Source organism: Pontibacter sp. YIM B11418, assembly GCF_059278805.1.
The window spans coordinates 574,635-597,426 of record NZ_JCAEMH010000003.1; the positions used below are offsets into that span (position 1 = coordinate 574,635).

Here is a 22,792-nt window from a genome sequence, read left to right on the forward strand (position 1 = left end):
TCGTACATATTTCTTCCTCTCACCTTAAGCTATAAATCATGAAATCACTCCTCTCCATTCGTCAGTTCTCTCCTACCACTTCTGAAAATTCCAGCAGTCACACCCCTTCCGTAGCGGACTACCACAACTACACTGGTGCGGAAGACGAACTGAGCGGCGGGGCCCGCAGAATCACCATCAACACCCCGAAAGGTGAGTTCTTCGTCTGGACGAAACGAGTGGGTAACAACCCAACCATGAAGCTGCTCCTGCTGCACGGTGGACCGGGCGGCACGCACGAGGCCTTTGAGTGCTTCGACAGCTTCCTGCCCAGGGCGGGCATCGAGTACTATTACTACGACCAGTTAGGCTCCCACTACAGCGACAAACCCGACGACACCAGCCTCTGGGAAATCGAGCGCTTTATAGAAGAAGTGGAGCAGGTGCGCCAGGCGCTAAAACTGGATAGTAGCAATTTTTACCTGCTGGGCCACTCCTGGGGCGGCATCCTGGCCATGGAATACGCGCTCAAATACCAGCAGCACCTCAAAGGCCTGATCATCTCGAATATGATGTCGAGCGTGCCCGCCTACAACCGCTACGCCGACGAGGTGCTTGGTCCGCAAATGCCTCCCGAGGTACTGGCCGAAATAAAGCAGATAGAAGCCGATAACGACTTTGAGAACCCACGCTACATGGAGCTGCTGCTGCCGCACTTCTATACCCAGCACGCCCTGCGCCTGCCGCTGGAGCAATGGCCAGACCCGGCCCTGCGCATGCTCGACCACATGAACCAGACGGTGTATGTGCAGATGCAGGGGCCGAGCGAGTTCGGCATCCGGGGCAATGCCTCGCTCCTGAACTGGGACCGCTCCAGAGATTTGCCAGGTATAGCGGTACCCACGCTCACCATCGGCGGGCAGCACGACACCATGGACCCGAAACACATGGAGTGGATGGCCACGCAGTTTCCGAAAGGCCGCTACCTGCACTGCCACGAAGGCAGCCACATGGCCTTTTACGACGACCAGAAAACCTACTTTGAAGGGCTAGTGAAGTTCATGAAAGAGGTGGATGGGTAAAAGACATCGAAGTGTCTGAGCAAGCAGGAAGCATTCGGGTAGACAGCATCAAAAACAGTTTATTTCAAAATTTATAGCCTTTACACCAGTCCTCCGTCTGTTCACGCAGTAATCCGGATAGTTATTCCGCATCTTTTAGAATATAGGTAAATTAGGTACTGCAGCGAACCCGCATGTTCTACCTAAACCTTACCGCTATGAAGATTTTTCTATTCATCTCTTCTCTCCTTCTCTTCGCTTTCCTAATGCTTTCTACACCGATTTTGAAACATCAGCCTGAAACAAGCAAGTTACCGGCTGGTGCTACTACCGCTCTGCAGCAGGATCAGGAAAAGATTAAACTCGGGGAGCACCTGGTACTGACTTCTGCCTGCCACGATTGCCACACGCCAAAAAAAATGACCGACAAAGTTCCGGTGATGGACTACGACAGAGCTTTATCCGGCCATCCGGCTAGTTTGCCACCTCCTGATGTGAATCGCAAAGAGATAGAACAGAAAAACCTGGTGGTAACGCAAACACTAACAGCCTGGATTGGGCCTTGGGGAATTTCGTATGCAGCCAATTTAACCTCCGATGCGACCGGTATCGGCAACTGGACGGAAAAACAATTCTTCACGGCCATACGGGAAGGCAGGTATAAGGGCCTGGAAAACAACCGGACTTTATTACCCCCAATGCCCTGGGATATGTACAGAAACATGACCGACAAAGAGTTGAGCGCCATATTCGCTTACCTTAAATCCACCAAGCCGATCAAAAACGTTGTTCCCGCCCCAGCCCCTCCGGTAGCAGCCGCACCCGGCAAATAAAAATTGTGCTTTGTTTTGATTCATCGAGCAGCTAGTTACGCTTGTTAGATGGGCAAGCACTGGCTGGCGCGGGCTTTCAGCTCGTGCTTATACCTTACCATAATGCTATACCTAACAGCACGCCCAAAGCAGGAGACTTCGTTCTGCTGAATCAGGTTAATCTTACCGGCAAACATCATAACCTGTGCTCTGTTTAAAGAGTAAATAGCTAGAAAAAAAAGCGTTTACTCTGCATGAAACCACAACACTCTCCGGAAGAAATCAACTCTTATTTTATTGAACAAGTTAAAGACTACGCCATTTTTGCGATGGATACCGAGGGTATCATTACCACCTGGAACCAGGGCGTAGAGCAACTGAAAGGATACAAAGAGGCTGAATTTGTCGGCCATTTTTATGGCATGCTGTTTCCGGATGAATATCAGCAGGCTGGCAAACCGGAACTGGAACTGAAATCTGCCCTGGAAGATGGCTTGTATGAAATTCAGGACTGGCGCAAGCGAAAAGACGGATCCCTATTTTGGGCCAACATTAAGCTTACCCCCATTTATTCCGATGGCAAACACATCGGTTTCACGAAAATAACGGGCGACAGAACCGAGCAGAAAGAGCTGCGGGACAAACTGGCGGCACGCCAGCAAAGTGCGCTCGAACACAAGAACACAGAGCTGCAGCGCATCAACCTCGACCTGGATACCTTCATTTATACAGCTTCCCACGATCTTCGCTCCCCGATCATGAACATAGAAGGGCTGATGGAAATCCTCAGAAAGGAACTCGTAGCCGCTGATGCCTTGAACAGCACTACCGAAGAGATTTTGAAGCACGTAGTGGATTCTGTTGGTCGGTTTAAAAGGACCATAGCAGACCTGACAGAGATCAGCAGAATGCAGAAAGGATTCAGCGAAAGTGCTTCGAATGAAGTGATCAATATCAAAGAAGTGTATGATGAGATTATGGCCGACCTGAACAAACCAGCTAATCTGAAGGATTGCTTCATCCATACCGACCTGCAGGTTTATCAGCTGAAGTTTTCGCGCAAAAACTTCAGGAGTATCCTCTACAACCTGATCAGCAATGCCATCAAGTTTCAGTCGCCGGACCGTGACTGCCTGATTACGCTCAGCACCCGACTGGAAGAACCCTGGGTAGTGTTAAGCATTGAAGACAATGGCCTTGGTATTAACGCCCGTCAGCAGCCGCAAATGTTCACGATGTTCAAGCGATTTCATGACCACGTGGAAGGCACGGGTATTGGGCTGTACATGGTAAAGCGTATCCTGGAAAATGCCGGCGGCAAAATAGAATTGAAGAGCGAAGAAGATGCTGGCGCCGAATTCAGGCTCTACTTTCCGGCGGCTGTTTAGGGTTTTCTATAGGTATAAAATAATAAGTTTGCGTGAACTGTCAGCTCAGACAACTATACAGGTATAGCAGGTATCATCCTGCACTAATTTGGTTTGGATCACTTACACTGATAAGTATAGCTTACCGCCTCTTCCCTCCCATCGTTATACCTGGTAATGGAAGTAGTCGGAAAGCCCTGTGCGTTGTAGGTATAGACGGTAGAATGACTGGGGAAACTCGGGTTAACTTCCTGCACATTATAGCTCACGAGGTTATGTGCAGACGGCGGACGCAGCGGCTCGAAATAGGTATGGGCAAAGGTCGCAGCTGGCAGGGGTTTCGCATCGTAGGTTAACTGCACATGATAGTAGCTGTCAGCGCCTGGCACAAGCTGTTCTAAGGATACTGGATCGCCATCTACATAGGTATACCGCCACATCAGCTCCGTCACTGGCTTCCCGGAAGCCATACTGACGTAACTGGCTTCGGCAAGTTCCTGCCGGCTGTTGTAAGTCAGGGTATAGTAGCCCAGTTCCACTTCTTTGAAGTCGCCGATGCGCGAGTTGTACCTGGTCTGCTTCGCCAGTTTTCCTTGTTCGTTGTACTCGTTCACATAGCGGTTATACTTCTGTACAACCTCTGTTACCTGGCTTTTCTTGTTATACTTCAGATCGGCTCTGTCATAATACAAACCTGCATACTCTGTCTGGAAAATGGTGGCAAGCGCCTGCCTGTCGGTATACTCCAACCGGGTCGTGATCGTCTGGGGCTTGTTGGGGTTATCGGGATACAGGACGGGGTCATAGGTAAGCGTACTGGTTTGCTCAACCAGCAGGCACTCCGGCATCGCAACTGGTGTAGGTTCATCGCGCTCAGAGCAGCCCCACAGCAACAGGGCCAGGGGAAAAAGGAAGCGTGTTTTCATGTAAACAGGTATAAGCCAAACAAATATATTGTTTTCTGAATAAGAGTTTACTGCTCTTCATCTATTTATTCATTTCCTTGCTGCCAGCAACAGTGCTGGCAGTTAGTTTCAGGTATATTGCACAGTTCATACTTCTTACCTATAGAAAATACGTATAGGGCTTAGCCGTTTTGAGATGCCTGCGGCTGGCTGGTACGGGTTCGGAGAATATAAGAAGCATGACGAAAGAATATTTGTACGAACACAACAGTATCGTGATTGTGGCTGTTTTGTTTGTGTTGATCCTGCTGGCTCAGGAAGCCGGCTACCGCATTGGCCGCCATCACCAGCGCAAAACCGACAAAGACGTAAAAGCACAGACCAACACCATACAGGCCGGCACCCTGGGCTTACTGGCGCTTATCCTTGGTTTTGCCTTCAACATATCCCTGCAAAGCTACAACGCCCGCACTAAAGCGGTTATAACCGAAGCCAACGCCATCGGCACGGCCCTCATGCGCTCGCACTTGCTACCTGCCCCTTACGATTCTCTCACGCACCAGCAGTTGCAACAGTACATTGACCTGCGTTTGGCCATCAGCAACACGAACTATGTGATGGCGCAGGAGCAGGAAGCCCTCTCCGACGAGACCGAGGTGACCCAGCGCGCCATCTGGGAAGAGGCTGTAAAGGCAGCACGCATCGACCCCAACCCGGTAACCACAGGCTATTTTATCACAGCACTAAACCAGGTAGTGATCGCCCATAACGAACGAAACGCTTTACTGGCCATGCACGTGCCGGAGGTGATCTTTTACCTGCTGTTTATCGTTTTCATTATGTCAGGCGCGCTGATCGGGTATGGTAGCGGACTGGGCCAGAAACGCACCACCCTGCCCTCGGCATTTCTGAGCTTCATGATCTGCCTGGTGGTGTTCATCATCATCGACCTGGACCGGCCCATGCGGGGCATCGTTAAGGTAGACCAGCACAGTCTGGAGCGCCTAAAAGCTGACGACAAACAAGACTAAACTACCAAGGACCAATCCTCTTCTGACAGGCAATAAGTCTGTTGATCCGGCCCAGAGGCTGCTTTCTTAAAATAGAACAGAATAAGCCGTTGATAATGGATTATAGTGCGTATCTTAGAATATGCTAGAAAATATATTCCCCATCGGATCTGAAGTGTTCGCAAAAGTGAATCCGGATCTAAAATTAACGATCAGACAATATTTGAAGCGTATCTACTACTGCACCGTCAATGGTAACCCATTGCAGAGGGACCTCGTGTACTTCGAGCGGGAGTTGATACCGGTACAAGCTAAATAAAAAGCAAAAGCCCCCGCCGAAAGCAGGGGCTTTTTAAATAAATGCGGCTTTTGCGGTCCTGTATAAAGCTACTTGATACTATAGGTCATCAGCGGAATGTTAGCGTGCTGACCGGCATCTGTCAGGATCAGGCCTACGCCCTTGGCCCAGAAGTAATTCATCTCGATGCCCGAATCAATCTCCATTTCCATGAAAGTAACAGAGGTCTTGGCTTGCACATGGATCACCTCCTTGTAGGTCTTGCCCTCCACCGTTTTGGTCATGTTTTTGGCGATAATGGTAAAGGTCATTTTGGTATCGATGCCATTCATCACATTGGTCTGGTACCACGGCTTGCCCTCAGGCGTTTCTTCTTTCAGAAACGTCAGGGCTATATTCCCGATGGTTGGATCCATACCGATACCGGTATACACGCCTTTTTCTTTGAGCAGATAAGACTTTCCTGTTTCACTTCCCTGCTTCGTTTCAAACTCTGAATAGGTTTTCCCTTCGATGACCTTGGTGTTGCCTGTGGCGGTAAGTGAGTAAGGATTGGTACCACCATAATTCCAGGTGGAGCCTTTTGTAGAAGGGAAGTAATCCAGTTCCGTTGTTGCCGGCGAAGCATCTTCGTCCTTGTCGCCGCATGAAACCAGGATGCCCAGCATCAGGCACCACATCATCACAAATCTAAGCTTGTTCATAGGTATATAGTTATCTTACTATGCAAGATAGGAAAATAAAATTCCAGCCAAAATAGAATAGTTTTCTGCCTCGCTAACAGGCAAACCTGGGACGTCCACTCGCCGCGGTATTTCAGGGCTAGCCGGATAAGAAATGGATTGCTGGGAACATTTACCCTTACAATCAGTTAAAAGAAAACGCCTTCCGGCATCAACTGAACAACATCTATAACCACTAAAACAAACTTAAAATCATGCCTTTTATCGAAACAGAAGACATCCAGCGGGGAGAGAATGTATACCTGAACTACCAGGATTATGGCAACGGACAGCCCGTGATCCTGATCCATGGCTGGCCGCTCAGCCACAAAATGTGGGAGAACCAGGTACAGGCCATTGTAGAAGCCGGCTTTCGCTGCATTGCCTACGACCGCCGCGGCTTTGGCGACTCCGACCGGCCCTACCGCAACTACGACTATACCTCCCTGGCGCGGGACCTGCGCGCCCTGATCGAACAGCTCGACCTACGGCACTGCGTACTGGTGGGCTTCTCGATGGGGGGCGGTGAAGTGGTTCGCTACCTGAGCATGTTTGGCAACGACCGCATCGACAAGGCCGTGCTCGTGAGTTCGGTTATTCCGATCGTAAAGAAAACTGAAAACAACCCGGACGGTGTGCCGGAAGACAAGCTGAACGAGATCATGGAAGCGCTCAAAACCAAGCGGGTTACTTTCCTGGCGGAGTTCAGCAAGCAGTTCTATAACTCCAGCGAGAACAAAGACACGGTCACAGAAGAAGTGCTGAAGTATGATTGGGCCATTGCCACGGCTGCGTCTCCGCATGCTACCATCGAAACAGCCAAAGCCTGGGCCAATACCGACTTCCGACCTGAGCTTCGCAACGTAACGGTTCCGACGCTGATCGTGCACGGCGAAGCCGACCAGATCGTGCCGATCAAGACCAGCAGTGACCAGTCTTCCAAAGAAATAAGAAACAACAAGTACATTAAAATAAAAGGGGCACCACACGGCTTGTTCCTCACGCACAAAGAAGAACTGAACAATGCGCTGCTCGATTTTTTGCGGCAATAATCAAAACTATCGCTAAGAATTGCGTGTGCTATAGCAATATTGCCAAACAAAAAGGTCCGGACTTCTCAGCCCGGACCTTTCTAATTTATCAGTTTATACCTATCTACTTACTCACCCACTGCCCCGGTTTATAAGTGGCTTTGGCTCTTTTCTCCACATCTTCGCGGTAGTAGGCTACATCTTTAAAATTAACATCAGCATAGCGTTGGGCCTGGTCGTTGAAGTGCGGTGACTTCGGATCGCCGCTTTGTCCGCCGGCCAGGATGGTCTTGGCTTTCACCTTGTCGCCGAACTCCACCACGGCCACAAAGCTGTTGCCGGAAGTGCCGTAGAGACGCTTGGTATCGTAGCTGTTCGCGCCATAAGAGGCCAGCGCTCCCCAATTGCCCGAAGCCATACCTACCGGTATACTAGGAGCCGCATCGTTGAACGGCTGCTTGATATCACCGGTGAGGCGTTGGAAGCGGTTGATCTCGCCCCAAGCCGTGTTCCATTTCCCAAAGTCCTGCTCCAGTTGCGCAATGGTCTTACGGAAAGTCTCGAGGCGTTCTGCGGCAGGGGCTGTGTTGGCGTAGTAGTCGAAGCGCTCCATTATGTGGCCCTTTGGTGCGCTGCCGTCGCGCAGCAGGTTGGTGGCGTAGAAATGCGCCAGGGACATCGCCACGGATTCTTTCGACACAGCATAGTCCCAGTTGCGCATCACCTCGATGGCGGCTTTCAGTTTCGGGTCGGTTGGCTTTTGGGCATCATAAGCTTTTACGAGTCCGGGTATAAGCACCTCGAAGCCCGGCAGGTATGGGTCGTAGGCCAGGTCTATGAGTTTGTCGAGTGTCAGGTTTTCTGCTTTTTTCAACAGGCGAATGGCATGTACACCCCGGAAGTTCTCCGGCGAAGGCGCCATGTATACCGGGTAGTCCTCTTTCTTCGGGCTGTACTCAGCAGCAGCGGTAAAAGGTGTCGAGTTGCAGTTCTGTATCCAGCCGTTAGGAGGGTTCACAAGGCGGATGGTTTCATCCAATGAGTGTAGACCTTTCCAGTCGGTTTTCGGATTGCTGCCATCTACCGGCTTGGAGTAGTCTAAGGAAGTGTCACGCTTCGGGAAGAAGTTGCCGTGGTAGTAGGCGATGTTACCATCTGCATCGGCGTACACGGTGGCATTCGAAGAGTTGGTGCGCATCTGCATCATCTCGTCGAACTCCTTCAGGTTACTTTTCTTGGTGCGGGTATAGGACTGGATCAGCGCATCAACCGGCTTCCACATCAGAGCAGTAGCCACCCACTTGTCGCCGTTCATGTGCGTAATCGGTCCGTGGTGGGTGCGGTAGGTGGTAAAAGTCTTCTGCTTCAGTTCATTACCGGCCTTATAAGCCAGACTTACTTCCTGCGTTTCTACCGGGCGCAGCTCCTCGCCATACCTGTAGAACAACTTTCCGTCCTGCTTCACAATCGTCTCCTCAAACTCGTCTATCACATCGGCATAAGCCGAGGTATGCATCCAGCCGGTCTTCTCGTTGAAGCCCTGGTAGATGAAAAACTGTCCCCAGGTAACGGCACCGTAGGCATTCAGTCCCTCTTCGCTCACCGCATGCACTTCGCCCCGGAAAAAGAAAGAGGTATGCGGATTGATCAGCAACATGGCGTCGCCGGAGGCGGTGTGCTTGCCCGAAATGGCAAAGCCGTTGGAGCCCTTCGGCTCTTCCAACAAGGCTGGCTGCACCAGGCCATGACCGGCACTATTCAAGCCCAGCGAACGGTCTTCTTCATAAAAAGCCTTAATTCCTTTGGTAGAAATGCTCTCGATGTCGCCGCCAATGGAGCCCTCGCTGAAGTACATCGGCATCCAGGGCTCAAAGCGGGTGAGCAGTTTTGGCTTCACTTCCGGATGGGTGTGCAGGTAATAGTTAATACCGTCGGCAAAGGCCTGGCACAGCTCCTTCAGCCATTCCGGGCTTCTCTCGTATTCAGCCTTGGCTTCTTCTTCTGTCATGTACAACTTTGCACGCAGGTCGCTGTAAAGTTGCTCCTCTCCTTCCACCTCCGCCAGTCGGCCGGTGGCCCACAGGTAGTTGCGTTCCACACGGTTAAAGTCATCTTCGCACTGGGCGTACAGGAGTCCGAATACGGCATCGGCATCGGTCTTGCCATAGACGTGCGGCACACCAAAATCATCGCGCATGATGGTGACGCGGGCGGCCTGCTCCTCCCACTTCGCCAGCTCGGTTGCAGTGTCGGTTTTGCCGTTGGTGGCGCAGGAAGAAAGGTAGATGAATAAAAACAGCAGGAGCAGCTGAGGCCTGAAAAGGTATTTCATGGTTTTGAGGTAGATAAGCTTATAAACGATCAACCAATTTAAGCATAATTCTGAAAAGCGCAGAAATGATGTAGTGCAGGCGCACGCTATACCTGAGGCAGTCATGCACAGCTTCAGGTATAGAGCGCTCTTACAGGTATAGACTCCGAGCGCTCTTTCGGATTTGCAATCCGGAAGTTCAATGGCTGCGGATTTGTAATCCGCATAGTAAAGGCAGTAGCTACTGGCCGGTAAGCGGATCACAAATCTGCAATAGCAATAAATGGCAAATGTGAAAAAGCAAAGGCAGCTATACCTACTGCAATTTCAAAAGCAGGACTACAACCTGCACATTCACAACAGCGACAACATCAAATTCTAGCCTGGTAGGTATAGAGTTGATAGTAACGTCCCTGCTTCTCCAGCAGTTCTTCATGACGCCCCTGCTCGGCAATGCGGCCTTGTTCGATCACCAGAATCTGGTCGGCCTGCCGGATGGTGCTGAGGCGGTGGGCGATCACGAAGGTGGTGCGACCCTGCATCAGGGTTTTAAGGCTGGCCTGAATGAGACTTTCGCTTTCAGTGTCGAGGTTGGAGGTGGCTTCGTCCAGGATGAGGATGCGCGGATCGGCCAGGATAGCACGGGCAATGGCAATGCGTTGCCGCTGTCCACCTGAGAGCTTTACACCCCGCTCCCCGATCAGCGTGTCCAGGCCTTCCGGGAATCGGTCAGTGAATTCCTGCACATGCGCGGCGTGTACCGCCTGCATCAGTTGTTCCTCCGTGGCATTAGGACGTGGGAAAAGGATGTTCTGCCGGATGCTGCCTTCAAACAGAAAATCGTCCTGTAGCACCACGCCCAGCTGACTGCGATAGCTTTGCAAACTTATGCTTTGCAGGTCATGACCGTCTACGGTAATCGTACCGCTGTCAGGGTTCAGGAAGGAGGCAGCCAGCCCCGCAATGGTCGTTTTACCGGAGCCCGAAGTACCAACCAATGCCGTGACAGAACCCGCAGGTGCCCGAAAACTGACATCTTTCACTACATCTTTACCGGTTTCATAAGCAAAAGCCACGTGGTCGAACACGATGTCGCCGTGAATCTGCTCAAGCTTCAGCGTACGGGTTCCGTGCGCATCTTCCAGCGGTGTGTTCAGAATTTCCTGGGTGCGGTCGAGGCCGGCGAAGGCTTCCGTGAACTGGCTTCCGATATTGCTCATTTGCAGGATCGGAGCGATCATAAAACCCAGGTATAGCGTGAAGGCCAGAAAGTCACCAAAGGTCATTTCGCCTTTCATGATCAGGTAGCCGCCAATGCCCATGATACCCGCCGAGGCAAAGCCCAACAGCAAAGTAGCGGCTGAGGTCACCATACTGGTTGTGGTCAGACTCTGTTTTACGTTCAGGAAAAGTCGAGTCACGCCATCCTCAAACGTCTTGATCTCCTGCGCTTCCGCATTAAAACCTTTGATCACGCGCACACCGCCCAGCGTCTCGGTCAGGCGACCGGTCACTTCGGCATTGATCACGCCACGCTCCCGGAAGATGGGCCTGATCTTGCCGAAGGCTTTGAGTGAGATCACCCCAAAAATGGCTACCGGGATAAGTGCAAAACCTGTCATCAGCGGACTGATGTAAATGAGCAGCACGAGACAGATGAGTGAGGTCAGCACGCCGCCTATCATCTGTGCAAAGCCAGTGCCGACGAGGTTTCGCACCCCTTCCACATCGGTCATAATGCGCGAAACGAGTTCGCCGGTTTTGGTATTATCGAAAAAGCGGATGGGCAACTGCATGATGTGGCGCTGCACTTTGGCGCGTAGTTGCGATATGAGGTGCTGGGCCTCCACACTCAGTATCTGGGTGAGCGCAAAAGAAGTAACCGACTGAATGACAATGGCTAGCAGTACGGCTCCGATCAGCCATTTGAGCATGGTACTGTCACCAGTCGGGATCACATCATCAATAAGAAACTTACTGGCACCCGGCAGCACCAGACCAGCCAGGCGGCTGATAACGATCAGCACCAACCCGACAGCGAGATACTTTCTTCGCGGCCAGATGATGGTCCTGAATACTTCTGCAATCGTAACGTTCTGTAGTTTTTTTGATTTTGGCATGGGGGTGAAGATACGACAAAAAAATGCTCACGACAGGTATACCTGCTGTGAGCATTTTAAAAAAATTGACGAGCTATACCTTAAGAAGGAATGCTGCGTCGCCAGTTATTCCACTGCTGGAGCTGGGTCGGGTTCAGCACCGTCTCAATGTCCTGCATCAGGCGGGCGCGGTGCTGGCGCAGCACCTGCATATGCGGTTGTTTCTTTTCATCTTCTCTGAGTTCTCTCGTCACACGATCGAGGAGGGTGACCAGACTCTCGTCCAGTTGCGCTTTTGTGATCTGCTTTTCGTTGTAGGCATTCATGTAAGTGTCGCGCTCGGAGTTGGCCCGCATCAGAATCTGCTGGTGAATCATGCTGATGCTGCCACGGACGGTCACCGTTGACTGCTGGTGATCGCGCGCGAAATCCCGGATTGTGGCAGCCTGGTTGGTCTGCAGGCCCAGCGTAGGCAGGATGTAAGAAAGCGTTTGCCGGTCAGTTTTGGATGTGGCCACGGTGTAGATGTTGAACGCTTTATCATTGCATCCATCGCGTAGCTGCGGTTTTGCCAGCGCATCCAGGTCATCGAGCAAAAACTCAGACGATGAGAACGAGAGATCGACAGCAGGATCAGCGCCGTCTTTTTCATCGCAGGCCGACAAGCTCAGAAAGGAAATGAAGGCCATCAGCCCCCAGATGCGTAAATTTATTTTCATAGCTAAGTATTTTAGAATAAGTAACTTATATATACGAAGCCAGCATTAAAAGGAAGACACTTTTGCTTGAGAAGCAAGTGCGTTCACCATGTTTAACAGCCCTTATCAGAAGCCTTCCCGAAACTCCCGCAAGTGGGCGTAGCAAACCGGACTACTATAATCGTCTGTTTGGTCTTCTGAGAAATGACTGCGTATGTCAGCTGGGGAAGACCGGAGGTATAAGCGCACCAACTGGCCGGGCTCCTGCATACACGTGCAGCTGTTTGTCAGGAGCTTGTTTTTGCGCTTCGGTCCGGTAATGGCTTTTCTGGGCATAGGCATGTGGTTTACTTTTGAGCAGAAGATTGGCGTTGGGGCTGTATGAGCTTTTCTAAGGTATAGCGCAGCACTTCATCTTCCTCGTCGAGCAGGTGGTCACGCACCAGGTGGTCAGGTATAAGTCCGGCCAGTTTCTCATCGCCGTTCGGACGCACAATGTAGCCTTTAGGCACCTTCAGTTCTACGCTCGTGCGGGGCAGCTGAAAACTGAACTGTGCGGCATATAGAGTCGGTGTGTCGCCAGTCTCCTCTCCCACGATCTCACCGAACCCATAGTCCTGTATTAAAGCTCCGCTCACGGCCGCCATGGAATAAGACTGCCGGTTGACGAGCACGTATACCTTGCCCTTAAAACGCCGGTCCTCCGGCATGGGCTGCTGCATGGTTTGCGCGTAGGCGAAGGTGGTGCCATCCGGATTTTCCAGTATCTGGCGGGTGTATTCGTCAGGTATAGCATCGGGGTACTGCTTCCGGGTTTGCTTTTTGAGCGCCTCACTGGTTTTAACGGTGAAATCAGAAAACCAGCGGAAAGGCTTGTCTGCAAAATAGGCGATCAGGTAGTCGCTGAAGGTGTTGTGCCCGCCGGCGTTGCTGCGCAGGTCCAGAATCAGGTAGTGCGCCTGGCTTGTGTTGATGTCTGCAAATGCACTGTCTACGAAGGCTTTGAACTGCGCCTCCCCGTCTGGCTCCGGAGAACTGAATGGACCCGGATGCAGGTAGGCGACATCTTCTTTACACTTGAAAGTACGCTCGCTTTTGAGGATCTCCCCTCCCCGACTTGCTTCATATCCCATCACGGTCATGGCGTCGAGGGTATGGGTGCTGCGCTTGCCACTTGCCTGTTTTACTTTCACTTTGAATTTTTCCTGCTGCCCGAACACGGCCCAATAGTAGCGGGGAAAAGACCAGAACTCAAGTTTAGCATCTTTGAAATACGGCCGCTCTGCCGATATGTATGGGTGGATAGCGGCCTGTATTTTTTTGATGGGTTTGCCGTTGAGTTGCAGCAGCTGGTCGCCTGCTTTAATGCTGGAATCCGTCACATAACTTTTGCGCACAAAAGCCTTCCCGTCTTCAAAGGCCAGCTCGAGCGGAAACACGGTGCCGCCCTGTGTCGCGTAGGTAATGTAAGAACCCGCCGGGAAATCCACTTCGCAGTGCCCCACATTACCGATCGCCAGCAGCTTTTGCATCAGCATGGTCGTTTCGAGCATACTCAGCGAGTCTTTTTGGATCGAGTTCAGCAGGTCGTTGTAGGCCGCATCATAGTCGCGCTTGCTCACATAGGCGAACAGGTTGAAATGGGCTTTTTGCAGTGTCTCGTAGGCATAAGCCATATCAGCTTTCACATCCGTAGCGGCAAATTTGATCGGCTTGTGCTGCGCGGCTACGAGTCCAGGCGTTGCCAGGAACAAGAACAACAGTAGCTGAATCGGTTTTAGAGACAAGTTGCTTTTCATGCTGTCGCTTTTCAGGGGTTTGTACGCTGCCATTTGCTCCGGGCTTACGTCAGCACCAAACGGTACAACAAGATAAGCACACTGACGAAAACAATCGTGGTATAGATCTCTTTATTATACCTGGCCAGCCAGTTAGGCAGAAAAATGTCGAAATTATCACGGGTAGAATCTGAGTAGCGCCGGGCTACTACCGTGATCGGGCACATTTTATTGAACACCAGCAGCACCAGTCCTTCCAGCATAATCAGGCCCAGACAGATCCAAACCCAATGATCGATCCGATTGGTGAGCACGGCATAGAGCAGGTAAAAAATCACCACATTGTAAAACACCCACACCACCGTATGCACCACTTTGATGAGCAGTAATTTCCGCTTCTGAAGAAGTTGCTCATGTTCCTGGCGCTGTTCCATCTTCACTTACCTTTTTTTAATTTTACGAGCACGAGCCCTGTGTGGAACAAAGGACCGTTGCCTATACCTTCCTTCCTTTACTGCGTATAGTTTTTTATCTTTCATCCTCAAAGGCATCGTCTATGCGCATGAGCACTTCCTTACTGCAACTCTATTTTTGATCGGCCGCTTCGGTAGCGCCAAAGCTGGGCACCTGCTGTGCGTCGGCTGTATCACTGTGCCCTATACCTTCGCTCCATTTCCCAACCAGGTATAGGTGCCTTTATTTTCAATTTATACCGAGATAGATCAACATCATGAAGGAAGTAAAAGATAATCCCCTCACAGAAACAGAACTGGTAGCCCTTGCCCAAGAGCATGGATTGCGGCTGCAGCCAGAAACATTCAATTACAACGAAACCGGCCTCGACTTTCAGGTGATTCAGGCGCTGGACGAAAAGCAACAGCCCTGGATCCTGCGTCTGCCCCGTCGCCCGGATGTGTTGCCCCGCGCCAAAAATGAGCACCGTGTGCTTCAACTGCTGCAGGGCAAACTTCCGGCAGACCTCCCCGACTGGCAGATTTTCGACCCGAAGCTGATCGCCTACCCAAGACTGGCTGGTATACCTGTCGCCAACATAGACATGGAGAGGAAGTGCTACGTCTGGAACCTGGACCTGGAAAACCTGCCGGAGGCATTTGTGCAGTCGCTGGGGCAGACCATTGCCGCGCTGCATGCGCAGGACACAGCAGCCGCTGAAAAAGCGGGCATAAAAGTGCTGCAACCGGAGCAGTTGCGTGAGCACCTGCGCGGACAAATGCAACGCGTAAAGGAAGCCATCGGGGTAGCCGAACCAGTATGGGATCGCTGGCAAGCCTGGCTGCAGGACGACAGCTACTGGCCCGGCTATACCTGCCTCGTGCACGGCGACCTGCAGGCAGCCCACATCCTCACCGACGAAAGCGGTAAAGTGAACGGCCTCCTCGACTGGACCGAAGCCGAAGTAAGCGATCCGGCTATTGATTTTGTGGCGCTGCTGGCCGCCTTCGGCGAGGATTTTGTGAAACGCGTGCTCACAGTTTATGAGCAGTCCGGCGGACAGGTATGGCCCCGAATGCTGGAGCATGTACAGCAAAGGCACGGCGCCTATGGTGTGAACATTGGTTTGTTTGTGCTGGAGTCAGGTACGGATGATTATCTGCAAATGGCAAAGGAGGCACTGGGATTAAGTACGTCAAATTAAACGTGACTGAAAACGCAAAGCGTCGGCTATACCTTGAAAACAGGTATGCCGACGCTTTTATTTTGCTCTTATGAGATTCTATACCTTCGCCTACAGATTGCCACCCAGCAAACGACGAAGCACCACGATCTGACCCAGGTGATAAGCATTATGCTCGGCTACCAGCGTGGCTTCGCGCAGGAGTGTCTGGCCGTTTCCATGAGGTATAGGCGCGAAGAGATCGTTTTCAGTATCCTGCACCAGCTGCACCATCATGTCCAGATCCTGGTTAATAGTTTGCAAAGTCTTGTCGAGAACTGCCTGATCGGCCGGTGCTTCTGCGGAGGGCCAATAGTCGTCGGGCCAGGCGGGTTCCTGGTAGTTGGGGTTGCGGCAAAAATCCAGGATGTCGTGCTGGGCGAAACGCAGGTGCTCGAGCAGTTGCCAGATGGTATAAGGCAAGCCCTCTACCCGTTCGCCAGCCTCCTGCACACTAATTCCCTGCAGCAGTTCCCCGACCGGACGAAAGGCCTGCCCCATCCGCATCAGCTTCTCCAAATGATCGCGCAATTCCTGGTCTTCTTTCATGACTTAATTTTTTATTTGATCATACTCCTGATGCAGTAAAAAGAACAGCCGCTACCCGAAGGCAGCGGCTGTTCTGTCAGTTATTATTCAGTCCATTAATTTTAGTAACGGTCGTCGCGGTTACGGCTGTAGCCACCGCCTTGTGAACCATAACCGCCGTAGTTGCCCGACGATACGCGGTTGCTGCGGCTACTATCAAGATCGGTGCCGTAGTCATCTTCAAAGCTGCTGGTGATGCCCTCGTTCGGAACGCCTCTGTTGGAGTGGATGTCTGACTGGCCCATGCGGCCGTAGTCTGAAATTCCGTAGCCCTCGCGCATGCGGTCCTGGCTCATCTGGCCTCTCTGTCCCTGTCCCATATGGCGGCTGCGGTCCTGGTTGCTATAGTGGTCGCGGCTGCGCATGTCACGGTCACGGTCAAACTCTTTGGAACGCTGGCTATACCTATCTGATGAACCGTAGCGGTCCGCATCAGACCAGTTTTGGTTCCGGTTGCGACTTTCGCCCCAGTTGCCTCTGTCTCGCTGGCCGTAATTCATGTTATAGTCGGAATCGCGGCGCGTGGTGCCGCTTCCTTCGCGTATGCGTTCATAGGCATCGCCCATGTTGCCCTCGTGGTAGCTGTGGCGTATGTTACCGCTGTTGCGATTGTAGCGGTCGTCATCTCTATCCCGATGATGGCTGCGATACTCCTGCTCAAACTCGTTGGTCAGGTTGCGGGCACTGTGGTAGTGCTCATCGTTGCGGTCGTAACCGGCGCTTCCGCTGTAGTCGCGGTCATAGTTGTCATGATCGTAGCGATCTCTGTCTCGTCTGTTCATAGTTTTAAATCAGGTTTAAAATAATACTTCCTTTTTTAAACGAGGGCAGCGGATTACGGTTATCCTGACACAGGGTCTCAGGTCTCTTTGATGCGGGAAGCCAACACCCGGAACAGGATGTACAGGAAGGCGAAAACAGCCATGGCGATCAGCGTCCAGAATTTTTGTTCGTTCTTGTCCTGCCAGTAGTCGCGCTCGCTTTCGGTTGACTTTAGCCTGCCGCGCATGGCCTGGTTCGCCAGTTGCTCAATCTGTAGCTCACGGTTTAAGGAATCGAGCGCCAGCGTATCGCGCAGGTATATGGTGCGGGTCACCACCCTACTTTGAGCAGATGCGTAAGGTATAGCCGGCACGGGTGCATAAGGTATAGCCGGTTTTCCTGGTGGATGGGTAGAGCCGAAGTTTCCTCCCTCGGCCTCCTGCGGGCTAAGCGTTGATCGGAAAGGTTGAATGGAAGTTTTGGGATACACGGCGGGCGCATACAGTTTGGGCACCCGTTTGCCGGCGGCAGGTATGGCTTCCTCATCAGCCCCTGTCTGGCGCTGGGTGGCGCAGGCACTGAGCAGCAGCAATAAAACCAGTGTCCATCTCATGCGGCAGGATCATCAATTTAGATAGGCTATACCTGTCGCCTATACGCATGCGCCTGCCTAGTGGGTACGAAAAAGGCGACGCGCCCCTTGTTATTTTTTCAAACCAACGTCATCTCTTTTAACAAGATGCCGTTTGAATTGTCTTTAAGAATAAAGATATTTAAAAAATCAGGTACCCGCTTACAAATGACTACAACCCACCCCATCTCTCCAGAAGTTTTACGCGCATTTGAGGCCGTACCTGACCTCTACCTCATCATCTCTACCGACTTCACTATACTGGGAGCCAGCAAGGCCTACCTCGAAGTGACACAGTTAAAGAAGGAAGACATCAGAGGGCGGTACCTGTTTGATGCGTTTCCTGTTAATCCGGAATCAGAGGAGCCTGATAGCGCCTTCAACCTGAAGAACTCGCTGGAGTGGGTGTTGCAAAACAAGAAACCTCACCAAATGACTGTGCAACGCTACGATGTGCAATTGCCACCTGAGTCGGGAGAGTTTCAGGAAAGATACTGGCTGCCTTCCAACACACCTGTGCTGGACGAGGCAGGCAACATCAGCTTCATACTCCACAAAGTGCTGAATGTAACAGAGCAAATGCTGGTGCAGGAGCGGCTGGATTTTAGTGAGCTAGAGGTGAAAGAGTTGCACGGCGAACAGAGGTTCACGAAAGCCGCTTTATTGGCCGCGCGTGCCGCAGCTGAGCTGGAGCGTAGTAAGCTGTATAATATTTTCATGCAGGCTCCTGCCATGATCTGTATTCTGGATGGCCCGCAGCATGTGTTCAGCTTCGCCAATCCAACCTACCAGCAACTGGTCGGCAACAGACCCATATTAGGTCAGCCTATACTGGAGGCGATGCCTGAGTTGGAGGGGCAGGCAGTGATCACGATGCTGGACAGGGTATACCAGACCGGCGAAAGCGAATTTGCACACGAGATGCTGGTGCGCCTGGACCACACAAACTCCGGCACCTTAGGCAATAATTACTACAACTTCACCTACCAGGCTATCCGCGACCTCACCGGCAAAATAGACGGCATCATGGTGTTCGCCTTCGAGGTGACTTCGCAGGTAGAGTCGCGGCGCGAGATGGAGGCTGCCAACCAGGAGCTATACCTGGCGCAGGAGGCACTGCTGAACCTAAACCAGGAACTCGAAAGACGCATTGCTGCCCGCACAGTGGAACTGGAACTTTCTAAGGCTGCCATCGAAGCTCAACGCAACCAGCTGCACACCATTTTCATGAATTCCCCTACGCCTTTTCTGGTGGTGGACGGCCCTGAGTTCAGATTCCAGTTGATCAATCCGGCCTTCAAGAAAGTGTTTCCTGGTAAAAGAATGCTTGGTAAAAGCCTGCTCGAGGTTTTCCCGGAGCTGCAGGCCACCCCTATTCCGGAGATCATGGAAAAGGTATACCGAACAGGCGAAAATTTTGAGGCCGTGGAGTACCGGCTGATGCTCTCGCGCTACGATGGGGAAGAACCTGAGGAGATCTACCTTACTTTCAGCTTCCAGGCGCGACGCGACGAAAAAGGAGCGATCGACGGTGTACTTGTTTTTGCCCACGATGTAACGGAGCAGGTAAAGTCACGGCAGAAAGTAGAGCAGAGCGCAGAGCGCCTGCGCCTGATCACAGACTCGCTGCCCGTGCTCATCGGCTACCTGGACAAAGAAGAAAAATATCGGTTTACAAACAAGGCTTACGAATCATGGTTTCCGCTAAAGGCAGATGATTTACTTGGCCGTGCCGTGCGGGATGTGGTGGGTGAAAAGGCCTACAGCGGCGTGAAGCAGTACATCGACCGGGCACTGGCCGGCGAGCGGCTCGACTTCGAAAGCCGTATGCCCTACCGCGAGGACTTTGTGAAATACATCCACACCAGCTACGTGCCGGACATTAGAGACGGGGAAGTAGCCGGGTTCTATACCCTGGTGCACGACGTCACAGAGCCCGCCATGGTTCGCCTGAAGCTGGAAGAAAGTGAGTTGGAGGCACGCGCCCTCACCGCGAAACTGGCTGCTGCCAACTTCGAGCTCTCCGAAATAAACGCACAGCTCACCCGCACCAACATTGACCTGGATAACTTCATTTACGCGGCTTCCCACGACCTGAAAGCCCCGATCTACAACATCGAGCGCCTGCTGCTTATCCTGATCGAGTCCATACCGGACGAAGTACAAGCGTCGCAGGAACTGAAGCTAGTGATCGGGATGATCGAGAGCTCGATCGTCCGGTTTAAGCGCACGATCGATCACCTGACCGATGTGACCAAGCTCCAGAAAGAAAATAACCAGGAAGCCTCAGAGGTTGATTTGACTGAACTCATCCACAATATCTCGCTCGATCTCAGTGCCCAGATCGAAACGGTGGGTGCTGACATCGAGGTGGACGTGACAGCCTGCAAAGCGATCCGGTTCTCTGAAAAGAATCTGCGCTCCATCCTCTACAACCTGCTTTCCAACGCCCTGAAGTACAGAGATCCTGAACGCACACCGATCATTAAGATCAGTTGTGAGATAGCCGGCGATTATACCTTGCTGAAAGTGCGCGACAACGGCCTGGGCTTGAAACCGAGTGGGGTGGCCAAGATCTTCTCGATGTTCACCCGCCTGCACGATCACGTGGAGGGCTCGGGTATTGGGCTGTACATGGTGAAGAAGATCGTGGAAAATGCGGAAGGCTGGATCGAAGTGGAAAGCGAGATCGGGCAGGGCTCCACCTTCAGCGTATACTTCAAACGGTAACAGCCTGCGGATTTTTTCAGAACTTGCAGCTGTGCAATTGCGCTATACCCAGCTTATGAACACCAACCGTTCTTCTGACTGCCAGACGGTTACGACCCTCAGGCGCAGCTGCCTATATCACCTTGCCTCTCAATTAAATAACCTTACAGGCAGTAGGGTCAGTACTAAAGTGCACAAACCTCCTTTCCTATCTCACATCCATTAGAGTTGATAATACATTTTAGAGTAATAAAGTATAAAAGGGTCTTTTTATACTTTATTTTCGGTTGTGTAACATTCGTCACATTAACTGTATTAGTTTCACACCAATTTTGCATCACACAGAGAGACATACTCTCTGTTGCTAAGGGCTACTAAAAGTGGGTCCGCAACAACTTATACAACTCAAAAAATCAGCTATATGAAACCTGATAAAATTGTAATCGTGGGAGGAGTAGCCGGAGGTGCCACGGCTGCAGCCAGACTCCGCCGCCTGAGCGAGAATGCACAGATTGTCCTAATTGAACGCGGCGAGTACATATCGTTTGCCAATTGCGGACTGCCCTATTACATTGGTGGAGCCATCGAGAACCGAAGCAAACTGCTCGTGCAAACCGTGGATGGCATGTCAGATCGCTTTAAGCTTGACATACGCAACCGCACCGAGGCGGTGCGCATCAACAGAGCAGAAAAAACCGTGCTACTGCAAGACCTTCGCACGCAGGAGTTCTATACGGAATCTTATGACGTACTCATATTGTCGCCTGGGGCTAAACCCATGCTCCCGCCTGTGCCAGGTATAGCAGAGGCTGCGCATTTGTTTACACTTCGCAACATCCCGGATACTGACAAGATCAAAGGGTTTGTGGACAAGGTACGTCCGCGCAGAGCCGTTGTAGTGGGCGGGGGCTTCATTGGCCTCGAAATGGCCGAGAACCTGCACGAACTGGGTATCGAGGTGAGTATCGTGGAACGCTCAAATCAGGTGATGGAACCACTTGATCCGGAAATGGCCGCCCCACTGCACCTGCACCTGAAGGAAAAAGGTGTTTCGCTATACCTTGGCGACAGTTTAGCCAGCATCGAAGACCAAGGCAAAAGGCTGGTGCTGCAGAGTGGTGCTGAAGTGCAGACCGACATGATTGTGATGGCTGCTGGCGTGCAGCCGGAGAGTTCGCTGGCAGAAGAAGCAGGTCTCGCTCTTGGCAACCGTAAAACCATTGCCGTGAATGAGTACTTACAAACTTCTGACCCCAGTATTTATGCCGTAGGAGACGCCATCGAGGTACAGGACTATGTGAACGGTACAGCCGGTTTTGTGCCGCTCGCCTGGCCCGCCAATCGTCAGGGCCGCATCGTGGCCGACAACATACTCGGCAAGAAAACGCTATACCGGGGTACGCTCGGCACAGCCATTGCCAAAGTGTTTGACCTGACAGCCGCCACAACAGGCAATAACGAGAAAAACCTGGTGCGCCAAGGTATAGCTTATCGCACGGTGCACATACACCCCAACTCACATGCCGGCTATTACCCCGGTGCCAAGCCAATGGCCCTCAAACTCCTGTTCTCACCCGAAGATGGCCGTATACTGGGTGCACAGGGTGTCGGCGAGAAAGGCGTGGACAAACGGATCGACGTGCTGGCAACTACCATCAAAGCCGGCCTGACTGTTTTTGACCTGCCCGAACTGGAACTGGCTTACGCCCCACCCTATTCTTCTGCCAAAGACCCTGTGAATATGGCGGGCTATGTGGCTGTGAACTTGCTGGTAGGTATGCTGGATACTGTGCAATGGCATGAGATTGATGAACTCATAGAGACTGGTCATTACGTGCTGGACGTACGCGAGGACTCTGAGCGCCAAGCTGACCACATAGCAAATTCGGCTCACATTCCACTACATGATCTACGCAACCGCTTAAGTGAGCTTCCAACTGGCGAGACCATTTATATTTACTGCCATGCCGGTCTGCGTGGCTACCTGGCCTTACGCATCCTGCATGAAAATGGCTTTGAGGCAAAAAGTCTGGACGGTGGTTTTAAAACCTATGCATCCGCCCGCGACGGATCTCACGCCATGATCAGTGCCAGCAGCCGGAAATTGAAAATCGCTTAATTGTATACCAGTGACACAACACAAATCCCCGGTAGGTATATCTCTTGCCGGGGATTTGTGTTTTTAACCAACCCAAAACCTCTGGGTATAGGCTATATGGATTTCTTAGAAACAGTATTTGTGTAACTTCTGCAGCATACTTTGTTTGTGGCCCACCAGATGGAATTTGCACGTTTGTAGCCTGGCATTGAAGTACGGGTTCTTGGCAATAGCCTTACCGAAGAATAGGGCGTAAGC

20 protein-coding genes are annotated in these 22,792 nt (G+C 51.8%); 8 read left to right on the forward strand and 12 right to left on the reverse strand.

Annotated features, from left to right (window positions below; genetic code table 11):
- Window positions 1-38: 38 nt before the first annotated feature.
- Together AC4QZR_RS10310 and AC4QZR_RS10315 are read left to right on the forward strand one after the other, a co-directional pair.
- Window positions 39-1,061 carry a proline iminopeptidase-family hydrolase gene (locus tag AC4QZR_RS10310; protein WP_494480837.1) on the forward strand — a complete coding sequence of 341 codons (1,023 nt, stop codon included), beginning with the start codon at window positions 39-41 and terminating at the stop codon, window positions 1,059-1,061.
- 197 nt (window positions 1,062-1,258) lie between these two features.
- Window positions 1,259-1,873, forward strand: a complete 615-nt coding sequence (locus tag AC4QZR_RS10315; protein ID WP_494480838.1) for a c-type cytochrome — start codon at window positions 1,259-1,261, stop codon at window positions 1,871-1,873.
- 44 nt (window positions 1,874-1,917) lie between these two features.
- Here AC4QZR_RS10315 and AC4QZR_RS10320 read toward each other — a convergent pair whose 3' ends face one another.
- Window positions 1,918-2,052 carry a hypothetical protein gene (locus AC4QZR_RS10320; protein ID WP_494480839.1) on the reverse strand — a complete coding sequence of 45 codons (135 nt, stop codon included), beginning with the start codon at window positions 2,050-2,052 and terminating at the stop codon, window positions 1,918-1,920.
- A gap of 54 nt (window positions 2,053-2,106) precedes the next feature.
- On the opposite strand from AC4QZR_RS10320, the gene AC4QZR_RS10325 reads away from it, so the two are divergent.
- Window positions 2,107-3,240, forward strand: a complete 1,134-nt coding sequence (locus AC4QZR_RS10325) for a sensor histidine kinase (protein WP_494480840.1) — start codon at window positions 2,107-2,109, stop codon at window positions 3,238-3,240.
- 98 nt (window positions 3,241-3,338) lie between these two features.
- Here AC4QZR_RS10325 and AC4QZR_RS10330 read toward each other — a convergent pair whose 3' ends face one another.
- Window positions 3,339-4,145, reverse strand: a complete 807-nt coding sequence (locus tag AC4QZR_RS10330; protein ID WP_494480841.1) for a hypothetical protein — start codon at window positions 4,143-4,145, stop codon at window positions 3,339-3,341.
- A 218-nt stretch (window positions 4,146-4,363) separates the two neighbouring features.
- Between AC4QZR_RS10330 and AC4QZR_RS10335 the strand changes: the two genes are divergently transcribed.
- Window positions 4,364-5,155 (forward strand): bestrophin-like domain, encoded by a 792-nt coding sequence (locus tag AC4QZR_RS10335; RefSeq protein ID WP_494480842.1) that lies wholly within the window; start codon window positions 4,364-4,366, stop codon window positions 5,153-5,155.
- A 366-nt stretch (window positions 5,156-5,521) separates the two neighbouring features.
- Here the strand turns inward: AC4QZR_RS10335 and AC4QZR_RS10340 are convergent, their stop codons facing one another.
- Window positions 5,522-6,136 (reverse strand): hypothetical protein, encoded by a 615-nt coding sequence (locus AC4QZR_RS10340; RefSeq protein ID WP_494480843.1) that lies wholly within the window; start codon window positions 6,134-6,136, stop codon window positions 5,522-5,524.
- A gap of 233 nt (window positions 6,137-6,369) precedes the next feature.
- Between AC4QZR_RS10340 and AC4QZR_RS10345 the strand changes: the two genes are divergently transcribed.
- Window positions 6,370-7,206, forward strand: a complete 837-nt coding sequence (locus AC4QZR_RS10345; protein WP_494480844.1) for an alpha/beta fold hydrolase — start codon at window positions 6,370-6,372, stop codon at window positions 7,204-7,206.
- A 103-nt stretch (window positions 7,207-7,309) separates the two neighbouring features.
- On the opposite strand, the gene AC4QZR_RS10350 is transcribed toward AC4QZR_RS10345, so the two are convergent.
- The 6 genes from AC4QZR_RS10350 to AC4QZR_RS10375 all read right to left on the reverse strand — a co-directional run bounded on the left by AC4QZR_RS10350 (window position 7,310) and on the right by AC4QZR_RS10375 (window position 14,505).
- Window positions 7,310-9,517, reverse strand: a complete 2,208-nt coding sequence (locus AC4QZR_RS10350) for an acylase (protein ID WP_494480845.1) — start codon at window positions 9,515-9,517, stop codon at window positions 7,310-7,312.
- A gap of 350 nt (window positions 9,518-9,867) precedes the next feature.
- The gene (locus tag AC4QZR_RS10355) at window positions 9,868-11,616 is read right to left on the reverse strand and encodes an ABC transporter ATP-binding protein (protein ID WP_494480846.1); all 1,749 of its coding nucleotides are present in this window, start codon (window positions 11,614-11,616) and stop codon (window positions 9,868-9,870) included.
- A gap of 80 nt (window positions 11,617-11,696) precedes the next feature.
- Entirely contained in the window at window positions 11,697-12,314 is a 618-nt protein-coding gene (locus AC4QZR_RS10360; RefSeq protein WP_494480847.1) for a hypothetical protein, read from the reverse strand.
- 105 nt (window positions 12,315-12,419) lie between these two features.
- Entirely contained in the window at window positions 12,420-12,629 is a 210-nt protein-coding gene (locus AC4QZR_RS10365) for a hypothetical protein (protein ID WP_494480848.1), read from the reverse strand.
- Between the two features lie 11 nt (window positions 12,630-12,640).
- Entirely contained in the window at window positions 12,641-14,092 is a 1,452-nt protein-coding gene (locus AC4QZR_RS10370) for a S41 family peptidase (protein ID WP_494480849.1), read from the reverse strand.
- Window positions 14,093-14,136: 44 nt separating this feature from the next.
- Window positions 14,137-14,505 carry a hypothetical protein gene (locus tag AC4QZR_RS10375; protein ID WP_494480892.1) on the reverse strand — a complete coding sequence of 123 codons (369 nt, stop codon included), beginning with the start codon at window positions 14,503-14,505 and terminating at the stop codon, window positions 14,137-14,139.
- A gap of 296 nt (window positions 14,506-14,801) precedes the next feature.
- On the opposite strand from AC4QZR_RS10375, the gene AC4QZR_RS10380 reads away from it, so the two are divergent.
- Window positions 14,802-15,728, forward strand: a complete 927-nt coding sequence (locus tag AC4QZR_RS10380; RefSeq protein ID WP_494480850.1) for a macrolide 2'-phosphotransferase — start codon at window positions 14,802-14,804, stop codon at window positions 15,726-15,728.
- Between the two features lie 90 nt (window positions 15,729-15,818).
- Here the strand turns inward: AC4QZR_RS10380 and AC4QZR_RS10385 are convergent, their stop codons facing one another.
- The 3 genes from AC4QZR_RS10385 to AC4QZR_RS10395 all read right to left on the reverse strand — a co-directional run bounded on the left by AC4QZR_RS10385 (window position 15,819) and on the right by AC4QZR_RS10395 (window position 17,709).
- Window positions 15,819-16,295, reverse strand: a complete 477-nt coding sequence (locus AC4QZR_RS10385; RefSeq protein ID WP_494480851.1) for a DinB family protein — start codon at window positions 16,293-16,295, stop codon at window positions 15,819-15,821.
- A gap of 101 nt (window positions 16,296-16,396) precedes the next feature.
- Window positions 16,397-17,116: a hypothetical protein gene (locus tag AC4QZR_RS10390; RefSeq protein ID WP_494480852.1), complete on the reverse strand. Its 720-nt coding sequence runs from the start codon at window positions 17,114-17,116 to the stop codon at window positions 16,397-16,399.
- A gap of 77 nt (window positions 17,117-17,193) precedes the next feature.
- Window positions 17,194-17,709, reverse strand: a complete 516-nt coding sequence (locus tag AC4QZR_RS10395) for a hypothetical protein (protein ID WP_494480853.1) — start codon at window positions 17,707-17,709, stop codon at window positions 17,194-17,196.
- A gap of 186 nt (window positions 17,710-17,895) precedes the next feature.
- Here AC4QZR_RS10395 and AC4QZR_RS10400 point away from each other — a divergent pair, with 186 nt between their 5' ends.
- A complete protein-coding gene (locus tag AC4QZR_RS10400; protein ID WP_494480854.1) occupies window positions 17,896-20,457 on the forward strand; it encodes a PAS domain-containing protein in 2,562 nt (853 codons plus the stop codon).
- Window positions 20,458-20,857: 400 nt separating this feature from the next.
- Complete coding sequence (locus tag AC4QZR_RS10405; protein ID WP_494480855.1) at window positions 20,858-22,555, forward strand: FAD-dependent oxidoreductase; 1,698 nt, start codon at window positions 20,858-20,860, stop codon at window positions 22,553-22,555.
- Window positions 22,556-22,792 lie beyond the last annotated feature (237 nt).